This is a genomic window from Gryllotalpicola reticulitermitis (assembly GCF_042651345.1).
Classification (GTDB): Bacteria; Actinomycetota; Actinomycetes; order Actinomycetales; family Microbacteriaceae; genus Gryllotalpicola; species Gryllotalpicola reticulitermitis.
Genome location: NZ_JBHSCN010000006.1, coordinates 218236 through 236939, shown reverse-complemented (window position 1 = coordinate 236939; position 18704 = coordinate 218236). Strand labels below are relative to the sequence as shown.

Here is an 18704-nt window from a genome sequence, read left to right as displayed (position 1 = left end):
TGTTCGGCGCCGGTCAGTTGCTGCTGGTGTGAAGCTCAGCCTCGCGGGAGTGATACCCGTCGGCGACGGCTGCACCGAAATCACGAGCCTTCGCCTCGAAGCCGGAGAAGAGCCGCTGACCCTGTTCTGACCGGTTGAACTGATGGGCTGCAACGAACCCGACGGCGATGCCGACGACGAAGGCGAAGAAGGTCTTCATGAAAGAGCTCCGTTAGGTGACCAGATTAAAGCCGAAGAGCGGACGCCAGAAAAGGCATCCGCTCTCCAGGGTATATGGCCGGGTAACAGCGTCGGTCACCAGCGACCTCTTGTCGAGTGCCGCCGCTTCGGCGGCATGGGCTACGCAGACCTAGCGACCTCTTGTCGAGTGCCGCCGCTTCGGCGGCATGGGCTACGCAGACCTAGCGACCTCTTGTCGAGTGCCGCCGCTTCGGCGGCACGGGCTACGCAGCCCTAGCGGGCCGCGTAGTACTCGACCACGAGCTGGGTCTCGCACTGCACCGGGACCTCGGCGCGCTTGGGGGCGCGGATGAGGCGCGCCTGCAGCTTGTCGATCTCGACCTCGAGGTAGCCCGGGATCTTGGGCAGCACGTCGAGGTGACCACCGGCGGCGGCGACCTGGAACGGCTCAGTGCCCTCGGACTTGGCCTTGACGTGGATGAGCTGGCCCGGCTTCACCTTGAACGACGGGCGGTCGACGATCTTGCCGTCGACGAGGATGTGGCGGTGGGTCACGAACTGGCGGGCCTGCGAAGTGGTGCGGGCGAAGCCGGCGCGCAGCACCAGCGCGTCAAGGCGCGTCTCGAGCAGTTCGACCAGGTTGTCACCGGTCATGCCGGCCCGACGGTGGGCCTCGTTGAAGGCGATGCGGAGCTGCTTCTCGCCGAGGTCGTACTGGGCGCGAAGACGCTGCTTCTCACGCAGACGGACGGCGTAGTCGCTGTCGGCCTTGCGCTTGGTGCGGCCGTGCTCACCCGGGGCATAGGGGCGCTTCTCAAGGTAGCGCGCGGCCTTCGGGGTGAGCGGAATACCGAGGGCACGGGAGAGACGGGTCTTGCTACGTGACTGTGAGGACACGCGTTTCCTTTCGATTCTGTGATCTCCGCTGAGGAGCGCGTGCTTCGACAAGCACGTGAACCGGCTCTGTATGAACCGGTCATCGTCTAATGGGACTGTGGCATCTGAACTGACACCCGGTTGCGAGGGCAACCCCCCAATGTTACCAGAGTCAGGGGCGCCGGATGATCCGCTTCAACTTCTCCCACCGGGTTGCGATGTCGCGCTCGTTGCCGTGGTCGGTGGGCTGGTAGTACTCGACGTTCTTCAGAGCGTCCGGCAGGTACTGCTGCGCGACGACGCCGAGCTCGTCGTCATGCGGGTACTGGTAGCCCTTGCCGTGGCCGAGCTTCTTGGCCCCGGCATAGTGCGCGTCACGCAGGTGCTTCGGCACCCGGCCGGCGCGGCCCGCGCGCACATCGGCAAGTGCCGCGTCGAGCGCCATGTAGGCGGCGTTCGACTTGGGCGCCGTCGCGAGGTGCACGGTCGCCTGCGCGAGCGGGATGCGGCCTTCGGGCATACCGATGTACTGCACCGCATCGGCCGCCGCGACGGCGACGCCCAGCGCGGTCGGGTCGGCCATGCCGATGTCTTCGGAAGCGGAGATGATCAGGCGCCGCGCGATGAATCGCGGGTCCTCCCCCGCCTCGATCATGCGCGCGAGGTAGAGCAGCGCAGCGTCGGCGTCTGAGCCCCTGATCGACTTGATGAACGCGCTGATGACGTCGTAGTGCTCATCGCCGTCGCGGTCGTAACGCAGCAGGGCGCGGTCGACGGCGCGCGACACCAGCTCGGCCGTGATCGTGGTCGTCTGCTCGCTGTCGGCAGTGATCGACGCCGCCTCGAGCGAGGTGAGTGCGCGGCGCGCGTCGCCCGAAGCCAGCTGGATCAGTGCTGTACGGGCCTCTGCCTCGAGCTCGAAGCGGCCCGCTAGACCCCGCTCGTCAGCGACCGCGCGATCGACCAGCACCCCGAGATCATCGTCGGTGAGCGGCTCGAGGGTGAGGAGCAGCGAGCGGGATAGCAGTGGTGAGATGACGGAGAACGACGGATTCTCGGTCGTCGCAGCCACGAGGATGACCCAGCCGTTCTCGACCCCGGGCAGCAGCGCGTCTTGCTGCGCCTTCGTGAAGCGATGGATCTCGTCGAGGAAGAGGACGGTCGAGATGCCGTAGAGATCGCGATTGGACAGGGCCTCGTCCATCACCTGGCGTACGTCGCGCACGCCAGCGCTGACGGCCGACAGTTCGACGAAGCGCCGCCCGGACGAGTGCGCGATGACCTGCGCGAGCGTCGTCTTGCCCGTGCCCGGCGGCCCCCAGAGGATCACTGAGACCGAGCCGCGCTCACCGGTCTTGTCATTGGCGAGTGCGACGAGAGGCGAGCCCTGCTTGAGCAGCTGCCGTTGCCCCGCGACCTCGTCGAGCGACTTGGGCCGCATGCGCACCGCGAGCGGGACCGCGCCGCTGCGCAAGCCCGCCCGCGTGTCCGTCATGCGAACAAGTCTACGAGTGTCCGACGACACGCGTCACCGCACGCATCAGCCGTCCCGCTAAAGTGCGACCCGACACGTCTTGAAAGGATCCGCCGCGTGCCCTCGAAGAACGACCGCGAAGCCCGCCTCGCCCGAGAGCGTCTGCGCTCCTACCAGGCGCGTCAGACAGTGCATGAGAGAGGCGCGAAGCGCAGGCGGCGCGACAACCTGATCGCTGGAATCGCGATCGTCGTGGTCGCGGCGGCGGCAGTCGGCCTGCAGCTCACGTATTTCGGCGCGGGTCCGGGCAAGCCCGTCGCCAAGGCCACGCCGACCTCGACGGCCACGCCGACGCCGACCGCCACGCCGACGCCGACCGCCACGGCGGCGAACCAGGGTGACGTGCCGTCGAAGTCGATCGCCGCGGGTCGCAACTGGACGGGCACGCTGACGCTGAACAAGAACATCAACCTGGGCGTCACACTCGACGGCAAGGCGGCGCCCCAGGCGGTCTCGTCGACGATCAGCCTCATCCGCAAGGGCTGGTACACGGGGACGGTCTGCCACCGGCTCACGACGTCCTCCGACTTCAAGGTGCTGCAGTGCGGCGGCGCGAAGACCGTCTCGGCCGGCCCCACCGGCGGCCCCGGCTACAGCTACGGGCCGATCGAGAACGCGCCGTCGAACAACGTCTATAAGAAGGGCGTCATCGCCATGGCCCGCCAGTCGGACAACGCCTACAGCAACGGCAGCCAGTTCTTCATCGTCTACGGCGACACGACGATCCCCGCAGACTCGGCCGGCGGCTACACCGTGATCGGCCAGGTGACGAGCGGGCTCGACACCATGATCAGCGACATCGCTTCGAAGGGCTCCGACAACAGCAACAGCTCCGGCGATGGTGTCCCGAAGGTCGCGACGACGATCACGGCGTTCACGATCAAGTAGGGGGCCGCGGCGCTCGCGGCGTGCAATAGGCTGACGACCGAGTGTCAGCATCGGCCTATCCCTCGGCCGATCCGTGAGCAAGGTGGAGCATCTTGTCCGATTCCGAACAGCAACCCTGGGGCCGTGTCGCCGAGGACGGCACCGTATTCGTGCGCGAGGGCGATGGTGAGCGCGCGGTCGGTGAGTTCCCCGGCGCAACCCCCGAGGAAGCTCTGGCGTACTACGAGCGCAAGTTCGCCGACCTCGCAGGCCAGGTGTCGATTCTTGAGCAGCGTGCGCGGCGTGGCGCACCCGCGAGCGACATCGCCAAGTCCGTTGCGACGCTGAAGGCCAGCATCGTCGGTGCCAGCGCTGTCGGCGACCTCGCATCCCTCGAGACACGCCTCGACCGGCTCGGTGGCGCCGTCGAGGAGCTGACGGAGCAGCAGTCCGCCGAGGCGAAGGCGGCCGTCGAAGAGGCTCTCTCAGTACGTGAGCAGATCGTCGTCGAGGTCGAGACCCTCGCCGCCGAAGACCCGGCGAAGACGCAGTGGAAGCGCACCAGCGCCCAGCTCGACGAGCTCTTCGCCCGGTGGCAGCAGCACCAGAAAGACGGCCCGCGTCTTCCTAAGAACGAGGCGAACGAACTCTGGAAGCGGTTTCGCGCGGCGCGCTCGGTCATCGAGCGCAACCGGAAGGCGTTCTTCGCGGAGCTCGACTCGCAGCACCGTGGTGCGCGCTCGACGAAGACTGCTCTGATCGAGCGGGCCGAGGCCCTCGTGCCGCGCGGCGTCGACGGCATCCCCCAGTACCGCGAACTGCTCGACGAATGGAAGCGCGCGGGCCGGGCAGGCAAGCGTGATGACGATGCGCTCTGGGCGCGCTTCAAGGCGGCGGGCGACGAGATCTACGCGGCGAAGGCGCAGGCGGATGCTTTCGAGAACGTGGAGTACTCCGCCAACCTCGAGGCGAAGCTCGCTCTGCTCGCCGAAGCAGAGCCGCTCGCCAACGAGACGAACCGCGACACGGCGAAGGCGAAGCTGCTCGAGATTCAGCGCCGCTGGGACGAGATCGGTCGCGTCCCCCGCGAGCAGGTGCGCGTCATCGAGGACCGACTGCGACGCGTCGAGACGGCCGTGCGGAAGCTCGACGAGGAGCACTGGCGCACCAACAATCCCGAGAAGCAGGCGCGTAGCGCCGGCCTGGCCGCTCAGCTCACCGAGGCGATCGAGCGACTCGAGGCCGAGCTCGCCGACGCGCAGGCATCGGGCGACTCGAAGGGCGCAGCCGAAGCGCAGGAGGCGATCGACGCACGCAGAGCGTGGCTGAACGCGCTGCGCTAATGCGAGGTTATCCACAGGGCATCCCGGTTTGACCCCGGGGCGCCCTGTGGTTCTGCCAGCATCCGTTCATGCGTTTCTCCGCCGTGCTCACTCGGCTCGATCTGCCCGTCGCGGAGCTGTCGGCGCTGCGGCTCGATGGTGAGGCGTTCGCGCTCGACGAGGCCGTGATCGCCGTCGATGAGCCCGAGCTGGCCGAGAACCGGGCGCTGGCGCTCGCCGGCGTGCTCGACGAGCGCATGACGGCCGAACTCGACACCGCTCTCTGGGTTTACGGATGCCTCGACGGGCCGCCGCGGGTCCACACCGCCTCCATCGGCAAGATCGCGCGAGGCCGACTGCTGTCGACCACGCGAGTGAGCCTCCGCGAGACGACGGTGCCCGATGACGAGCTCGTGCAACTCGGCGGCATACGTGTGACGGGGCGTGCGCGCACTCTCGTCGACGTAGCGTTGCTCGAGAGCGTCTCGACCACCAGAGTTGTGGCCGCGCAGCTGCTCTGCCGCTCCCCCGACGTCGTGCCGGCGGCGCTGACCATCGCGGTGCACCTCGGTCGCACGCCGGGCAAGCTGCGCGCCCTCGAGCGGATCCGCGAGTGGGCCGCCTCGGCTGCGCTGAGCGCTACCCGCCGCTGACGCGGTAGACGTCGTAGACGGCCTCGATGCGCCGCACAGCGTTGAGCACGCGGTCCAGGTGCGTGGTGTCGCCCATCTCGAAGACGTACCGCGAGATGGCGAGCCGCTCCTGCGAGGTCGAGACCGTCGCAGACAGGATGTTGACGTGGTGCTCAGACAGCACGCGGGTGATGTCGGAGAGCAATCCGGAGCGATCGAGCGCCTCGACCTGGATCTGCACCAGGAAGACGCCCTTGTTCTCCTCCGCCCACTCGACCTCGATCATGCGGTCGGTGTGGGTCATCAGTTCGGCCACATTGTGGCAGTCGGCCTGATGCACGGAGACGCCGGACCCGCGCGTGATGAAGCCGACGATGCGGTCGCCCGGCACCGGGGTGCAGCACTTCGCGAGCTTCACGAGGATGTCGGGTGCGCCGCGAACCAGCACGCCGGAGTCGCTGGACGTACGCGACCGGCTGCCGCGCACCGTCGGCGGTACGTCTGTGACCGGACTCTCGGTCTCGGTCTGCAGCCCGGCGACGAGCTTCTCGAGCACCGACTGCGTGGAGACGTGCCCTTCGCCGACGGCCGCGTAAAGGGCCTCGACGCCGTCGAGGTGCAGCGTCGTCGCGACGTCGGTCAGCGACTCCGAGCTCATGAGGCGCGTCAGCGGCAGGTTCTGCTTGCGCATCGCCCGCGCGATCGCGTCCTTGCCCTGCTCGATCGCCTCGTCGCGTCGCTCCTTCGTGAACCACTGCCGGATCTTGCTGCGCGCCCGCGGGCTCTGGACGAAGTTCAGCCAGTCCTGGCTCGGACCCGCATCGGGGTTCTTCGACGTGAACACCTCGACGACGTCGCCGGTGCCCAACTGCGAGTCGAGCGGTACGAGCCGCCCGTTGACCTTCGCGCCCATGGTGCGATGGCCGACCTCGGTATGCACGGCATAGGCGAAGTCGACCGGAGTGGCGCCCTGCGGCAGGCCGATGACCTTGCCCTTCGGGGTGAAGACGTAGACCTCTTTCGCGCCGATCTCGTACCGCAGCGAGTCGAGGAACTCGCTCGGGTCCTCGGTCTCGGCCTGCCAGTCGGTGATGTGCGCGAGCCAGGTGAAGTCGGCGTCGACGGGCGACTTGTCCTGCTTGCCGCCGTTGACGCGCTCCTTGTACTTGAAGTGCGCCGCGACGCCGTACTCGGCGCGCTGGTGCATCTCCTCCGTGCGGATCTGGATCTCGACCGCGCGGCCGCTCGGCCCGATCACGGTCGTATGCAGGGACTGGTACAGGTTGTACTTCGGGGTGGCGATGTAGTCCTTGAAGCGGCCCGGCATCGGCGTCCACCGGGCATGGATCTGACCGAGCACCGCGTAGCAGTCGCGCACCGTGTTGACGAGCACGCGGATGCCGACGAGGTCATAGATCTCGTCGAACTCACGCCCCCGGACCACCATCTTCTGGTAGATCGAGTAGTACTGCTTCGGGCGCCCGACGACCTTGCCGCGAATGCGCGCGGCCTTGAGATCTTCATCGATCGCGGCGATGACCTGCTGCACGACCCGCTCGCGCTCGGGCGAGCGCTGCTTCACGAGGTTCTCGATCTCGACGTACAGCTTGGGCTGCAGTACGGCGAAGCTGAGGTCCTCGAGCTCGGACTTGATCGTCTGGATGCCGAGGCGATGCGCGAGCGGCGCGTAGATCTCGAGGGTCTCCTTCGCCTTGCGCTCGGCGTTCGCGGTCGGCATGAAGCCCCACGTGCGTGCGTTGTGCAGGCGGTCGGCGAGCTTGATGACCAGGACACGGATGTCTTTGGACATCGCGATGATCATCTTCCGCACGGTCTCTGCCTGAGCACTGTCGCCGTACTTGACCTTGTCGAGCTTGGTGACGCCATCGACCAGCATTGCGATCTCGGTGCCGAAGTCGGCGGTGAGCTGCTCGAGCCCGTACTCGGTGTCTTCGACAGTGTCGTGCAGCAGCGCGGCCGCAATCGTCTTCGAGCCGATGCCGAGGTCGGCGAGGATCTGCGCGACGGCGAGCGGATGCGTGATGTAGGGCTCGCCGCTACGCCGCGTCTGCCCGGCGTGGGCGCGCTCCGCGGTGTTGTAGGCCCGCTCGATCAGTGCGATGTCGGCACGCGGATGGTGCTGCCGCACAGTGCGCAGCAGCATGTCGAGCGCACCGTTCTGCACCGACCGCGAGAACAGCCGCGGGACGAGACGGCGCAGTGAGGCGGTCTGATTGGATGCTGGCGCATCTACCATGAGCACCGCCTCTGCTGTGGTCTCGTCGCGGTTGGGTTCTTTCTATTATCGCGTCGCCGCGACAGCCTCCGTGTCGATGGGTGCCTTGGCACGTGCGGCGAGCACCCGCTTGGTGTGCTTCACGACGGCGGGCTCGCCCGCGCGCAGCCACGAATAGAGCGGCGCGGCGACGAAGACCGTCGAGTACGTGCCGATCAGAATGCCGACGAAGAGCGACAGCGAGATGTCCTCGAGGGTCGACGCTCCGAGCACGAATGACCCGATGAAGAGAATGCCCGCGACCGGCAGCGCCGCGATGACGGCGGTGTTGATCGAGCGCACCAGCGTCTGGTTGACCGCGAGATTCACCGATTCGCCGAAGGTACGTGTGAGCTTGTCGCCATCGGCCGTGGTGTTCTCACGGACCTTGTCGAAGACTACGACCGTGTCGTAGAGCGAATAGCCGAGGATCGTGAGGAAGCCGATCACCGTCGCCGGCGTGATCTCGAACCCGGTGAGCGCGTAGACCCCGGCTGTGAAGATCAGGTCGTGGAACAGGGTGATGATCGCCGACAGCGACATCTTCCACGTGCGGAAGTAGAGGGCCATGCCGATGAAGGCGAGGCCGAGGAAGACGCCAAGGCCCTCCAGCGCCTTCCGTGAGACGTCTTGGCCCCACGACGGGCCGATGAACGACGAGGTGATCTCATCGGCGCTCACGTCGTAAGCAGCCGCGAGCTTGTTCGTCACCGTCTTCGTCTGCGTCGTCGTCAGCTGGTCGGTCGTGACGCGGATGCCGTCGCCGTTGACCACGGAGACCTGCACGACCGCGTCTGCCTTGACCGCGTGAACGGCCTGCGTCGCGATCGTCTGGTTGGTCGTGTGCGTGCGGGCGATCTGGAACTGCGAGCCGCCGCGGAAGTCGATGCCCCAGTTGAAGCCGCGCACTACCGGGACGAGGATGCACAGGATCATCAGCACCGCGGAGATGCTGAGCCAGAGCTTGCGCCGACCGACGAACTCGACGGAGCGGGCGCCGGTGAAGAGGTCGTTGCCGAACTGCTGGAACCGCGAGGCCATCAGTCGTCCTTTCCGTTACGACGGGTGCCGGTTCCTGCGAGTTCGGCCTCTGCGGCCTTTCGCTCGGCGATGGTCTGCCGTTTGGCGGCTTCGCGGCTGCTCGAGGCGAGCTTCGCGGCGCCGACGGTTGCAGCCGGGCGGAATTGACCGCCGCCGCGATACACCGCGCCGAGCGCGCTTGGATCGAGGCCCGAGAGCGGGTGCCCCGATGCGAAGAATCGGGTGCGGGCGAAGAGCTGCATGATCGGATGCGTGAACAGAACGACGATGAGCACATCGAGGATCGTCGTGAGTCCGAGAGTGAAGGCGAAGCCCTGCACGTCGCCGATCGCGAAGATGTAGAGGACGACCGCGGCGAGGAGGTTCGTCGTCTTCGCGGCGTAGATCGTGCGGCGGGCGCGCCGCCAGCCGGCTTCGACCGCGGACTCGAGACCTCTGCCCTCGCGCAACTCGTCTCTGATGCGTTCGAAGTACACGATGAACGAGTCGGCTGTGAAGCCGATTGCGACGATCAACCCTGCCACGCCTGCGAGCGAGAGCCGGTACCCCATCTGCCACGAGAGCAGTGCGATGGTGAGGTAGCTGAGGGCTGCGGCGATGACGAGCGAGAAGATCGTGACGAAGCCGAGCGTGCGGTACTGGAACAGGGTGTAGACGAAGACCAGCAGCAGACCGATCGCTCCCGCGATCATGCCGGACAGGAGCTGCGTCGAACCGAGGGTCGCCGAGATCGTGTTGGAGCTCTGCACCTTGAAGCTCACCGGCAGCGCGCCGAACTTGAGCTGATCGGCGAGGCTCTGCGCACTCGTCTGCGTGAAGTTGCCGGAAATGGTCGAGGTGTTCCCGGTGATGACGCCCTGCATCTGCGGTGCTGAGAGCACGCGGCCGTCGAGCACGAACGCGAACTGCGAACGCGGGTCGTTCTGCCCCGAGCTCTGAGCGGCGGCATAGAAGGCGTTGAGTCGCTGGCTCACGGAGTCGAACGCCTTGGCACCGCGCGAGTTGAAGGTGAGGTTGACGACCCACTGGCCCGTGTTCACGCCCTGCTGCGAGGTCTGCATGCCCGAGGTCGCGTTGGTGATGTCGCTGCCTTCGACCTCGACGGGTCCCAGCAGGTACTTGGTCGAGCCGGTGCTGTCACACGTCACGAGCGGCTGGTTCGCCGGTGCGACGTTCGTCGTGGCGGTCTTCAGCGAGTTGCAGTCGAAGGCGTTGTACTTCGCCTGCAGGTACGGCGTGACCCAGTTCTCGTCGCTGCCGTCGGTGGGCTTGGCCGTCGGCGTATTGGCCAGCGTCGGCGCGGGCGTCGGGTACGGAGTCGACTTGCCGTTGGACCCCGTGAAGGTCGTCGTCGCAGGGCTCTGCGCGAGAAGCACCGGCCGAAGCTCCATCTTCGAGGACGCCTCGATGCGCTGTTTGGTCGCATCGTCGATCTGGCCGGGCACGTCGACGACGATGTTGGCGTTGCCCTGCGTCGAGACGGTCGCCTCGGACACGCCGGACGCGTTGACGCGCTGGCGGATGATCGACACAGCCTGGTTCAGCTCGTTGCTCGAGACCGTCTCGCCGTGCTGCAGCACCGGCGTGAGAATCACCTCGGTGCCGCCCTGCAGGTCGAGACCGAGCTTCGGCGCAACCGTCGCGCTGCTCCACAGCACGCCGCTGGTGAGGGCGGCGGCGAGGGCGACGACCAGCACGCCGAGCCAGATCAGGGAACGGGACGCGTGCCGTGCGGGTGACGTCTTGGCCACGGGCGGGACTCAGCTTTCTGCCGGCGCACGCGAGGGGTCGTGCGCTGGGGCGGGAGGTGGGGTCGGGTTAGTCGTCGCTCTTGCGCGAGGGGGTGGTCCGCTCGCCGAACTCGGGCTGATCGGATGCCTTCGCGGCCTGAGCCTGTGCGGCGCGGTTCGCCTCTTCGATCGCGCTGGAGGAGGTTGCGGCCGTCGTCGTCGACGCCTCAGTGCCCTCGGATTCGGCGGGCGTCTCGATGCGCGCGATGGTCTGAGGGTGCACGGTGATCCGGGTGCCCGGGCTCACCTCAAGGACCACCTTGTTGTTCTCGAGGTCGATGGAGTCGACGGTGCCGAACAGCCCGAAGTTGGTCATCACCTCGACGCCCCTGACGAGCTGTGACGTCTTCTGCTCTTCGTCACGGCGGCGCTTGCGGTTGCCTCGCCAGGTCCAGAAGAAGAAGAAGGCGATGATGACGATCATCACCGGAAGAAGTACTGAGTTGCCCATGAAGGCGGAAGTCCTTTCGAAGCGCGGGCAGTCTCCCCGTCAGATACGGGCGACACCTCACGCAAGATTTGTCGAGCCGAACGGCTCTCCCGAGGATTATAGGCGATCCGTGAAAAGCGCCTGCTGGGTGGTTCCTGGCGCTGAGCTGGGCGCCATTCCGAAATGCCGCCACGCATCGGGGGTCGCGACGCGACCGCGCGGTGTGCGGGAGATGAGGCCGATGCGGACGAGGAACGGCTCGACCACCGACTCGATGGTCTCGGCCTCCTCGCCCACGGATACCGCCAGCGTCGAGAGCCCGACCGGGCCGCCGTCGAATCGGGTGAGGATCGTCTGCATCACGGCGCGGTCGAGCCGGTCGAGCCCGAGTGCGTCGACGTCGTACAGTTCGAGCGCTGCGCGCACCGCGCCGAGATCGGCCCGGCCAGTGTGCACCAGTGCGTAGTCGCGCACGCGCCGCAGCAGCCGATTCGCGATACGGGGAGTGCCGCGGCTGCGCCCGGCGATCTCGGCCAGCGACTCTCGGTCGATGTCGAGCTCGAGCAGGACGGCTGCGCGATCGAGCACCTGCTCGAGCTCGCCGTCGCTGTAGAACTCGAGATGCGCAGTGAAGCCGAAGCGGTCGCGCAGCGGGTTGGGCAGCAGACCCGAGCGCGTCGTGGCCCCGACGAGCGTGAACGGGGCGAGGTCGAGGGGGATGCTCGTCGCTCCGGCACCCTTGCCGACCATGATGTCGATGCGGAAATCCTCCATCGCGAGATACAGCATCTCTTCCGCTGAACGCGCCATGCGATGGATTTCGTCGATGAAGAGGACCTCCCCGGGGACGAGCGAGGACAGCACGGCCGCCAGGTCGCCCGCATGCTGGATCGCGGGGCCGCTCGACATGCGCAACGGGCGCTCGCTCTCGGCCGCGACGATCATTGCGAGGGTGGTCTTGCCCAGGCCAGGGGGGCCCGCGAGCAGGATGTGGTCGGCGGTCCGGTCCTGCATGCGGGCGGCGGTAAGCAGCAGCTGCAGCTGGCCGCGCACCTTCGACTGTCCGACGAACTCGCCGAGCGACTTGGGGCGCAGCGCCCCCTCGAACGCGAGCTCTGCCTCACCCTGTGACTGGGGCGTCGTCAGGTCATCGCTCATCGAGCGGCCCCGGCGGTCTGACCGGCGGAGGGCCCGAGCAGGGCGAGCGCGCGGCGCAGCAGCGCGGGTACGGATGCCGGGCTCGCCTCGGCTGCGGCGTCACCGAGTTCCGCGAGCACCTCGTCGACAGCGCCCGCCGCTGCCTTCTCGGGCCACCCGAGCCCGACGAGCGCGATTCGGACATCGTCTGCGATGGTGCGCCGGGCGCTCGGCGACGCCGGTGCCGCTGTGACCCTGGTCGTTACGTGCAGTTTCCCGGCGAGCTGGACCACGATGAGCTTCGCTGTCTTCGGGCCGATTCCGCTGACCTTGCGGAACGCGACGTCGTCGTCGGCCTGTACGGCGGCGGCGATCTGATCGGGGGTGAGCGCGGCGAGAACCCCGAGCGCCGACTTCGGACCGACTCCGTTCACGCCGAGCAGCAGCTCGAACACCCCGAGCTGCTCGACGTCGACGAAGCCGTAGAGCGTGAGTGCGTCTTCGCGCACGATCAGCGTCGTGTGCACGAGCGCCTCATCGCCCACGCGCAGCGACAGCGCATGCTCGGGCGTCACGTTCACGAGATAGCCGACCCCCGCGACCTCGATCACGGCCTCGGCGCCTGACGCGCGCAGAACAGTGCCGCGGAGTGAACTGATCATGCCGTCAAGGCTAAGCGGCGGTCACCGCTTCCTCGCGAGCGACACTCGAACAAAGCTTCAGAACTGCTTCCTGCTCGCCTTCTCCGCGGCGAGCCACGCGCGCTGTGCCGCGGTGAGCTCTCCGGTCGCGGCGCGCGGAAGGTCACGTGTCGGGGGCGATGGGATGCTGCGCGCTGCGCGCCATGACGCCGCGATCGCGAGCGCCAGAGCATCCGCTGCGTCCGCGGGTTTCGGCACCGCCTCGAGCCGCAGCACGCGTCGCACCATTTCGCCGACCTGCGCCTTCTCCGCACCGCCGTAACCGGTCACCGCGTTCTTCACCTCGCTCGGCGTGAACAGCTGGAGCGGGACGCCTCGGCTCGCCGCCTCGTGGATCACGAGCCCGGACACCTGCGCGACGCCCATGACGGTGTTGCGCTGATTGTTCGCGAAGACGCGCTCGAGGGCCATCTGCTGCGGCTGGGTCTCGTCGATGACCTCGCGCAGCCCGGCGAGAATGCGCACGAGCCGTTGCCCGTGCTCCATGTCGGCTGGCGTGCGCACGACGCCCACGCGCACCAAGGACGGTGTGCGGCCCGAGTCGATGACCCCGTAGCCGCAGCGCGTGAGGCCCGGGTCGACCCCCAGCACGCGCAGCCCCACGAGTTCCTAGTCCTCGTCTTCCTCGAGCTCGGCCTGCACCTCGGGCGTGAGGTCGAGGTTGGTGTAGACGTTCTGCACGTCATCACTGTCTTCGAGCGCGTCGATGAGACGGAACACCTTGCGCGCGGTCTCGGCGTCGGCGTTGACCTTGACGGATGCGACGAACTCGACGTCGGCAGAGTCGTAATCGATCCCGGCCTCCTGCAGGGCGCTGCGGGTCGCGACCAGCTCGCTCGCCTCGGTGAGCACCTCGAAGCTCTCGCCCTGCGGGTTGACCTCTTCGGCACCGGCATCGAGCACGGCACCGAGCACGTCGTCTTCGCTTGTGCCCTCGGCGGGAACGACGATCACGCCCTTGCGGCTGAAGTTGTAGGCGACCGAACCGGGGTCGGCGAGGGTGCCGCCATTGCGGGACATCGCCGTGCGCACCTCCGCGGCCGCGCGGTTCTTGTTGTCGGTGAGGCACTCGACGAGCAGCGCGACGCCGCCCGAGGCGTAGCCCTCGTACATGATCGTCGCGTAGTCGATGGTCTCGCCCGTGAGACCGGCGCCGCGCTTGATGGCACGGTCGATGTTGTCATTGGGGACCGAGGTCTTCTTCGCCTTCTGCACGGCGTCGGCGAGAGTGGGGTTGCCGGAGATGTCGGCACCGCCGATCTTCGCAGCGACCTCGATGTTCTTGATCAGCTTTGCGAACGACTTCGCGCGACGGCTGTCGATGACAGCCTTCTTGTGCTTGGTCGTCGCCCACTTGGAATGCCCGGACATACGTCTCCTGATTGAAAATCGCGTTCGGCTAATTCTACGTTGCCCCTTGGTTACGCTTTTGGACATGCCGTCTACCGTCCCCACTCGTCTCGGGCGGCTGGGCGTCACGGTGCAGGAGGGGCCGAAGCCCGTCGCGGTGCTCTGGCACAGCTTCTTCGTCGACTCGCACAGCTGGGTGCGCGTGGCGCGCGCCCTCACGCGATTGCGCACGTTGGTGCTCATCGACGGGCCGTCGTTCGGCGCGAGCGAGCCGCTCCGCAGGCGGGCCACCATTGAGGAGTGCGCGCAGGCCGCGTTCGAGGTGCTCGACTCGCTCGGCATCCGGCGTGCGGACTGGGTCGGCAACGGGTGGGGCGGCCAGGTCGGTATCGCCGCCGCCGTGCAGCAGCCGCGACGCATCCGCTCGCTCGTTGCGATCGGCGCGCCGACCTCGCCCATCGCCGGCAGGGAGCGGCGTGACCTCGCCGCTGCGCTGCCGCTTGTTCGCCTGTTCGGCTTCCGGGGGCCGATCGAGCGGGGCGTTCTCCGCTCGGTGCTGACGCCGCGCACGATCGCGATCGACCCGGAGGCGGTGCGCATCGTGCGTGACGGCTTCATCAACACCGATCGGCGCGGCTTCGTGCACGCCGCACGGTCGTTCGTTCTCGAGCGGCCGTCACTCGACAAGGCGGCACTCGCCGTCGAGGCACCGACCGTGTTCGTCGCGGGTGACTCGCGCAGCGGCTGGGGGCCGCGTGAGGCGCAGGCCGTGACGGATCGCATGACCGATGCCCGGACCCGCACGCTCCATGGCGTGCGCAACATCGCGCCGCTCGAAGACGCCGACGCGGTCGCCGGTATGGTGCGCGAGCACTGGGCGGCGACATCACGCCGATGAGCCCGGTTGCGAACACGGGGGAATACGACCGCGAGAGTGAGCGCGTCGTGTTCTCGAGCGGGTCCGAGGCGCCGAGCACGCGCATCCCGGCTCTGCTCGCGTGCGCCGACGGGTCGCTGCTCGCCTTCGCCGAGTTGCGCGATGCGGCAGGTGACGCCGGTCACATCGCGATCGGAATGCGTCGCTCGTGTGACGCTGGGAACACCTGGGGCCCGGTCGCGGTCGTCTGCGACGACGGTGCCAACACCTGGGGCAACCCGGTGCCGGTGCAGCTCGCCGGGGGTCGCATCCTGCTCGTCACGACCTGGAACCTCGGCGAAGATACCGAGCGGGCGATTCTCGACGGCTCGGCGCAAGACTCCCGGCGGGTGCGGGTGCTGCGCAGCGACGACGGCGGAGAGACCTGGAGCGACCCGGTCGAGATCACCGACCAGGTGAAGCGGCCGAGCTGGCGCTGGTACGCGACCGGTCCCGGCTCCGCTGAGCCGCTGGCGAGCGGGCGCGTCCTGATCGCCGCGAATCACTCCGACCCCGCGTACGGCGAGCCCGCGCCGTACCGGTCGCACCTGATCTACTCCGACGACGGCGGCGATACGTGGGCCGTGGGGGCGATCGTCGAGGTGACCGGCAGCAATGAGGCGCAGTCGGTCCAGCTCGCGGACGGGCGCGTGGTCATGTACCTGCGCGACCAGCGACTCGGCGGCAAGTGGCTGGCCGAGAGCGGCGATGACGGATGCTCCGTCGACCGCGTCTGGCGGGCGCCGCTGCGCAGCACCGCGTGCCAGGGCGCCATCGTGCGCCTCGCCTCGGGAGCGCTGCTCGTGACGCACCACGCTCACCACAGCCGGCGCAGACGCCTCGCACTGCGCCTCTCCCCCGACGGCGGAACGACCTGGGGCGCGAGCACCGTCGTCTGCGAGGGGCCGTCGGGCTACGCCGACCTCGTCGCCCTGCCCGACGGCTCGGCCGCCATGCTGTTCGAGACCGAAGGCGACATCGTCTTCGCGCGAATAGGCACCGGCAGCGTCATACCAGCTTCCGCAGCGTCCTCAGATTCCGGTTCGTCGTCGTCGCCTTGAATCGCGGCTTGGCCGTGAGCTTCGCGAACGGACTGCTCGTGCTGCCGACCGCGATGCGCAGGTGCCAGTACAGCACGCCGTCGCCCGCTCGGATCGACTCGTCCGCCGGGTCGAGATCAGGGGCTGCGGCCGCGAGTTCGGCGAGGTGAGCGGAGTCCGATCCGAAGAGCACGTACGGATGCCAGCCCTCCTGCTCGGCGTCGAATGGGAAGTCCGCGATGATCCCGATCAGGCGCTCGCGCGTGACGAGCACGATCCAGGCGTCGTAGCCGAAGCGCTCGCGCAGTGCGTTCTCGATTCGGGGCTTCAGGGCGCCGGCATCCGATTCGTCCGCGCTGTCGGTCTCGAACACGACGTTTCCGCTCGCGAGCACCGTGCGCACGCCCGCGAAGCCCAGCCCGCGGAACAGCTCCGCGAGCTCGGCCGACTTCACCGTGATGCCGCCGACGTTGACCCCGCGGAGCAGGGCGACGTATGCGGTCATGCGCCTACTCTGCCGCGCCGACCCGGTCGAGGAAATACTGGTGGAAGCGATAGTCGCCCGTGACCTCGGGGTGGAACGAGGTGCCGAGCAGGTTCCCCTGCTCGACGGCGACGACTCGACCGTCGTCGAGGGTGCCGAGCGCCGTGGCGCCCTCCCCCACCGAGTCGACGATCGGCGCCCGGATGAAGACGGCGTGCACCGGCGCGTCGCCGAGCACCGGCACGGCGAGATCGGTCTCGAACGAATCGAGCTGAGAGCCGAACGCATTGCGCCGGACGGTCACGTCAAGGCCGCCGAGCGTCTGCTGGCCCTCGATCGAGTCGAGCAGACGATCAGCGAGCATGATCAGACCGGCGCAGGTGCCGTAGACGGGCATGCCCTCCCGAATGCGCTCGACGAGGGGCTCGCGGAGCCCGAAGGTGCGCGACAGCTTGTCCATCACCGTCGACTCTCCGCCCGGGATCACGAGGCCCGCGACGGAGGCGAGCTCCTCGGGTCGCCGAACAGGAACCGCCTCGGCTCCGAGCTCCCGCAGCACCGCGAGGTGCTCACGGAAGTCGCCCTGCAGTGCGAGGACGCCGACGCGGACCTTGTCTTCGGGCGTCACTACCAACCGCGGTCGGCCAGGCGGTGTGGCGCGGGCACGTCGGCGACGTTGATGCCGACCATCGCCTCGCCGAGCCCGCGGCTGACCTCGGCGATCGTCTGCGGGTCGTCGTACATCGTCGTCGCCTTGACGATCGCTGCGGCACGGCGCGCGGGGTCACCGGACTTGAAGATGCCCGAGCCGACGAACACGCCGTCGGCGCCGAGCTGCATCATCATCGCGGCGTCGGCCGGCGTGGCCACGCCACCGGCGGTGAACAGCACGACGGGCAGCTTCCCGGTCGTCGCGACCTCGGCAACGAGCTCGTACGGCGCCTGCAGGTCTTTCGCGGCCACGTACAGCTCATCTTTCGTCATCGCCTTGAGGGCGTTGATCTCGGACGTGATCTTGCGGATGTGCTTGGTCGCCTCAGAGACGTCGCCCGTGCCTGCCTCGCCCTTGGAGCGGATCATCGCGGCACCCTCATTGATGCGGCGCAGCGCCTCGCCGAGGTTGGTCGCACCGCAGACGAAGGGCACCGTGAAGTCCCACTTGTCGATGTGGTTGACGTAGTCGGCCGGCGACAGCACCTCGGACTCATCGACGTAGTCGACGCCGAGGGCCTGCAGCACCTGCGCCTCGACGAAGTGACCGATGCGGGCCTTGGCCATGACCGGGATCGAGACCGTCGAGATGATCTGGTCGATGAGATCGGGGTCGCTCATGCGAGCGACGCCGCCCTGGGCACGGATGTCTGCGGGCACGCGCTCGAGCGCCATGACCGCGACCGCGCCGGCGTCTTCCGCGATGCGCGCCTGCTCGGGGGTGACGACGTCCATGATGACGCCGCCCTTCAGCATTTCGGCGAGCCCGCGCTTGACGCGGCTCGAGCCGATCTCTCCGTTAGTCATAGTGAGAGTAGTTTAGCGGGGCCACGCCTCCGCGATCGTCGCCCGGACCTCGCCGAGGAGCTGCGGCAGCGCCTTCGTCTTGGCGATGATCGGCAGGAAGTTCGAGTCGGCCGCCCAGCGGGGCACGATGTGCTGATGCAGGTGGCTCGCGATGCCGGCGCCGGCGATCGCGCCCTGGTTCATTCCGAGATTGAAGCCGTCGTTCCGCGAGACCTGGCGCAGCACTCGCATCGCGACTTGGGTGATCGCCCCGATCTCCTCGACCTCGACCACCGTCGCCTCGTCATACATCGAGATATGCCGGTAGGGGCATACAAGAAGATGCCCGCTGTTGTAGGGAAAGAGGTTCAGCAGAGCGAATGTCGTCTGGCCGCGGTGGACGATCAGCGACTCTTCGTCCGGCAGCGTCGGGGCGACGCAGAAGGGACAGTCGTCGCTGTGCGGTCGCTGCTGCCCCTGCTGGATGTAGACCATGCGATGCGGGGTCCACAGGCGCTGGAACTCGTCCGGCACGCCGGCGAGGTGCGAGGCATCCGTCACCTCGACGGCGGACTCGGCGCCCGCCGGCTCGGTACCGCTCTGCGGATCGTGGTCGCCATAGTCGTCGAGCG

Annotated in this window: 20 protein-coding genes; 5 read left to right on the top strand and 15 right to left on the bottom strand. The window is 67.9% G+C overall.

The window, feature by feature from the left end; genetic code table 11:
• Window positions 1-13: 13 nt before the first annotated feature.
• The 3 genes from ACFOYW_RS14485 to ACFOYW_RS14475 all read right to left on the bottom strand — a co-directional run bounded on the left by ACFOYW_RS14485 (window position 14) and on the right by ACFOYW_RS14475 (window position 2551).
• On the bottom strand, window positions 14-199 hold the full coding sequence (locus tag ACFOYW_RS14485) for a hypothetical protein (RefSeq protein WP_390230323.1): 186 nt from the start codon (window positions 197-199) through the stop codon (window positions 14-16).
• Between the two features lie 254 nt (window positions 200-453).
• The gene (rpsD, locus tag ACFOYW_RS14480; RefSeq protein ID WP_390230321.1) at window positions 454-1077 is read right to left on the bottom strand and encodes a 30S ribosomal protein S4; all 624 of its coding nucleotides are present in this window, start codon (window positions 1075-1077) and stop codon (window positions 454-456) included.
• A gap of 151 nt (window positions 1078-1228) precedes the next feature.
• A complete protein-coding gene (locus ACFOYW_RS14475) occupies window positions 1229-2551 on the bottom strand; it encodes a replication-associated recombination protein A (RefSeq protein WP_390230319.1) in 1323 nt (440 codons plus the stop codon).
• Window positions 2552-2647: 96 nt separating this feature from the next.
• Here ACFOYW_RS14475 and ACFOYW_RS14470 point away from each other — a divergent pair, with 96 nt between their 5' ends.
• The 3 genes from ACFOYW_RS14470 (at window position 2648) to ACFOYW_RS14460 (ending at window position 5432) form a co-directional block, all read left to right on the top strand.
• On the top strand, window positions 2648-3478 hold the full coding sequence (locus tag ACFOYW_RS14470; RefSeq protein ID WP_390230317.1) for a peptidylprolyl isomerase: 831 nt from the start codon (window positions 2648-2650) through the stop codon (window positions 3476-3478).
• Between the two features lie 92 nt (window positions 3479-3570).
• Window positions 3571-4800 (top strand): DUF349 domain-containing protein, encoded by a 1230-nt coding sequence (locus ACFOYW_RS14465; RefSeq protein WP_390230314.1) that lies wholly within the window; start codon window positions 3571-3573, stop codon window positions 4798-4800.
• Window positions 4801-4868: 68 nt separating this feature from the next.
• Window positions 4869-5432, top strand: coding sequence for a hypothetical protein (locus ACFOYW_RS14460; RefSeq protein WP_390230311.1), 564 nt, complete (start codon window positions 4869-4871; stop codon window positions 5430-5432).
• Here the strand turns inward: ACFOYW_RS14460 and ACFOYW_RS14455 are convergent.
• The 8 genes from ACFOYW_RS14455 to ACFOYW_RS14420 form a co-directional block, all read right to left on the bottom strand.
• Entirely contained in the window at window positions 5419-7668 is a 2250-nt protein-coding gene (locus tag ACFOYW_RS14455; RefSeq protein ID WP_390230309.1) for a RelA/SpoT family protein, read from the bottom strand. The two genes, ACFOYW_RS14460 and ACFOYW_RS14455, sit on opposite strands and share 14 nt — an antisense overlap.
• Before the next feature lie 45 nt (window positions 7669-7713).
• Window positions 7714-8727: a protein translocase subunit SecF gene (secF, locus tag ACFOYW_RS14450; RefSeq protein ID WP_390230306.1), complete on the bottom strand. Its 1014-nt coding sequence runs from the start codon at window positions 8725-8727 to the stop codon at window positions 7714-7716.
• The gene (gene secD, locus ACFOYW_RS14445) at window positions 8727-10478 is read right to left on the bottom strand and encodes a protein translocase subunit SecD (protein ID WP_390230304.1); all 1752 of its coding nucleotides are present in this window, start codon (window positions 10476-10478) and stop codon (window positions 8727-8729) included. The genes secF and secD overlap by 1 nt, the downstream gene beginning before the upstream one ends.
• A 67-nt stretch (window positions 10479-10545) precedes the next feature.
• Window positions 10546-10968, bottom strand: a complete 423-nt coding sequence (gene yajC, locus ACFOYW_RS14440) for a preprotein translocase subunit YajC (protein WP_390230301.1) — start codon at window positions 10966-10968, stop codon at window positions 10546-10548.
• A 96-nt stretch (window positions 10969-11064) separates the two neighbouring features.
• Entirely contained in the window at window positions 11065-12105 is a 1041-nt protein-coding gene (gene ruvB, locus ACFOYW_RS14435; RefSeq protein ID WP_390230298.1) for a Holliday junction branch migration DNA helicase RuvB, read from the bottom strand.
• The gene (gene ruvA / locus ACFOYW_RS14430) at window positions 12102-12746 is read right to left on the bottom strand and encodes a Holliday junction branch migration protein RuvA (RefSeq protein WP_390230295.1); all 645 of its coding nucleotides are present in this window, start codon (window positions 12744-12746) and stop codon (window positions 12102-12104) included. The genes ruvB and ruvA overlap by 4 nt, the downstream gene beginning before the upstream one ends.
• Window positions 12747-12803: 57 nt before the next feature.
• Window positions 12804-13388, bottom strand: coding sequence for a crossover junction endodeoxyribonuclease RuvC (gene ruvC, locus ACFOYW_RS14425; protein WP_390230292.1), 585 nt, complete (start codon window positions 13386-13388; stop codon window positions 12804-12806).
• A gap of 6 nt (window positions 13389-13394) precedes the next feature.
• The gene (locus ACFOYW_RS14420) at window positions 13395-14156 is read right to left on the bottom strand and encodes a YebC/PmpR family DNA-binding transcriptional regulator (RefSeq protein ID WP_390230289.1); all 762 of its coding nucleotides are present in this window, start codon (window positions 14154-14156) and stop codon (window positions 13395-13397) included.
• Between the two features lie 64 nt (window positions 14157-14220).
• Between ACFOYW_RS14420 and ACFOYW_RS14415 the strand changes: the two genes are divergently transcribed.
• Together ACFOYW_RS14415 and ACFOYW_RS14410 are read left to right on the top strand one after the other, a co-directional pair.
• Window positions 14221-15033 (top strand): alpha/beta fold hydrolase, encoded by an 813-nt coding sequence (locus ACFOYW_RS14415; RefSeq protein WP_390230287.1) that lies wholly within the window; start codon window positions 14221-14223, stop codon window positions 15031-15033.
• Window positions 15030-16112, top strand: coding sequence for a sialidase family protein (locus tag ACFOYW_RS14410; protein ID WP_390230284.1), 1083 nt, complete (start codon window positions 15030-15032; stop codon window positions 16110-16112). The genes ACFOYW_RS14415 and ACFOYW_RS14410 overlap by 4 nt, the downstream gene beginning before the upstream one ends.
• On the opposite strand, the gene ACFOYW_RS14405 is transcribed toward ACFOYW_RS14410, so the two are convergent.
• The 4 genes from ACFOYW_RS14405 to ACFOYW_RS14390 are packed head-to-tail and all read right to left on the bottom strand — an operon-like array spanning window position 16060 to window position 18633.
• The gene (locus ACFOYW_RS14405) at window positions 16060-16596 is read right to left on the bottom strand and encodes a DUF1697 domain-containing protein (RefSeq protein ID WP_390230281.1); all 537 of its coding nucleotides are present in this window, start codon (window positions 16594-16596) and stop codon (window positions 16060-16062) included. The genes ACFOYW_RS14410 and ACFOYW_RS14405 overlap by 53 nt on opposite strands.
• A gap of 4 nt (window positions 16597-16600) precedes the next feature.
• Window positions 16601-17203 (bottom strand): pyridoxal 5'-phosphate synthase glutaminase subunit PdxT, encoded by a 603-nt coding sequence (gene pdxT, locus ACFOYW_RS14400; RefSeq protein ID WP_390230278.1) that lies wholly within the window; start codon window positions 17201-17203, stop codon window positions 16601-16603.
• Window positions 17203-18093, bottom strand: coding sequence for a pyridoxal 5'-phosphate synthase lyase subunit PdxS (gene pdxS / locus ACFOYW_RS14395; RefSeq protein WP_390230275.1), 891 nt, complete (start codon window positions 18091-18093; stop codon window positions 17203-17205). The genes pdxT and pdxS overlap by 1 nt, the downstream gene beginning before the upstream one ends.
• A 12-nt stretch (window positions 18094-18105) precedes the next feature.
• Entirely contained in the window at window positions 18106-18633 is a 528-nt protein-coding gene (locus ACFOYW_RS14390) for an HIT family protein (protein WP_390231401.1), read from the bottom strand.
• Between the last annotated feature and the right edge of the window lie 71 nt (window positions 18634-18704).

What these genes read in the sequence shown, in the direction of transcription:
- ACFOYW_RS14485 (WP_390230323.1), bottom strand. Translation starts at nt 199, where the DNA reads ATGAAGACCTTCTTCGCCTTCGTCGTCGGCATCGCCGTCGGGTTCGTT.
- ACFOYW_RS14475 (WP_390230319.1), bottom strand. Translation starts at nt 2,551, where the DNA reads ATGACGGACACGCGGGCGGGCTTGCGCAGCGGCGCGGTCCCGCTCGCG.
- ACFOYW_RS14460 (WP_390230311.1), top strand. Translation starts at nt 4,869, where the DNA reads ATGCGTTTCTCCGCCGTGCTCACTCGGCTCGATCTGCCCGTCGCGGAG.
- ACFOYW_RS14455 (WP_390230309.1), bottom strand. Translation starts at nt 7,668, where the DNA reads ATGGTAGATGCGCCAGCATCCAATCAGACCGCCTCACTGCGCCGTCTC.
- secF (WP_390230306.1), bottom strand. Translation starts at nt 8,727, where the DNA reads ATGGCCTCGCGGTTCCAGCAGTTCGGCAACGACCTCTTCACCGGCGCC.
- yajC (WP_390230301.1), bottom strand. Translation starts at nt 10,968, where the DNA reads ATGGGCAACTCAGTACTTCTTCCGGTGATGATCGTCATCATCGCCTTC.
- ruvB (WP_390230298.1), bottom strand. Translation starts at nt 12,105, where the DNA reads ATGAGCGATGACCTGACGACGCCCCAGTCACAGGGTGAGGCAGAGCTC.
- ruvA (WP_390230295.1), bottom strand. Translation starts at nt 12,746, where the DNA reads ATGATCAGTTCACTCCGCGGCACTGTTCTGCGCGCGTCAGGCGCCGAG.
- ACFOYW_RS14420 (WP_390230289.1), bottom strand. Translation starts at nt 14,156, where the DNA reads ATGTCCGGGCATTCCAAGTGGGCGACGACCAAGCACAAGAAGGCTGTC.
- ACFOYW_RS14415 (WP_390230287.1), top strand. Translation starts at nt 14,221, where the DNA reads ATGCCGTCTACCGTCCCCACTCGTCTCGGGCGGCTGGGCGTCACGGTG.
- ACFOYW_RS14410 (WP_390230284.1), top strand. Translation starts at nt 15,030, where the DNA reads ATGAGCCCGGTTGCGAACACGGGGGAATACGACCGCGAGAGTGAGCGC.
- ACFOYW_RS14405 (WP_390230281.1), bottom strand. Translation starts at nt 16,596, where the DNA reads ATGACCGCATACGTCGCCCTGCTCCGCGGGGTCAACGTCGGCGGCATC.
- pdxS (WP_390230275.1), bottom strand. Translation starts at nt 18,093, where the DNA reads ATGACTAACGGAGAGATCGGCTCGAGCCGCGTCAAGCGCGGGCTCGCC.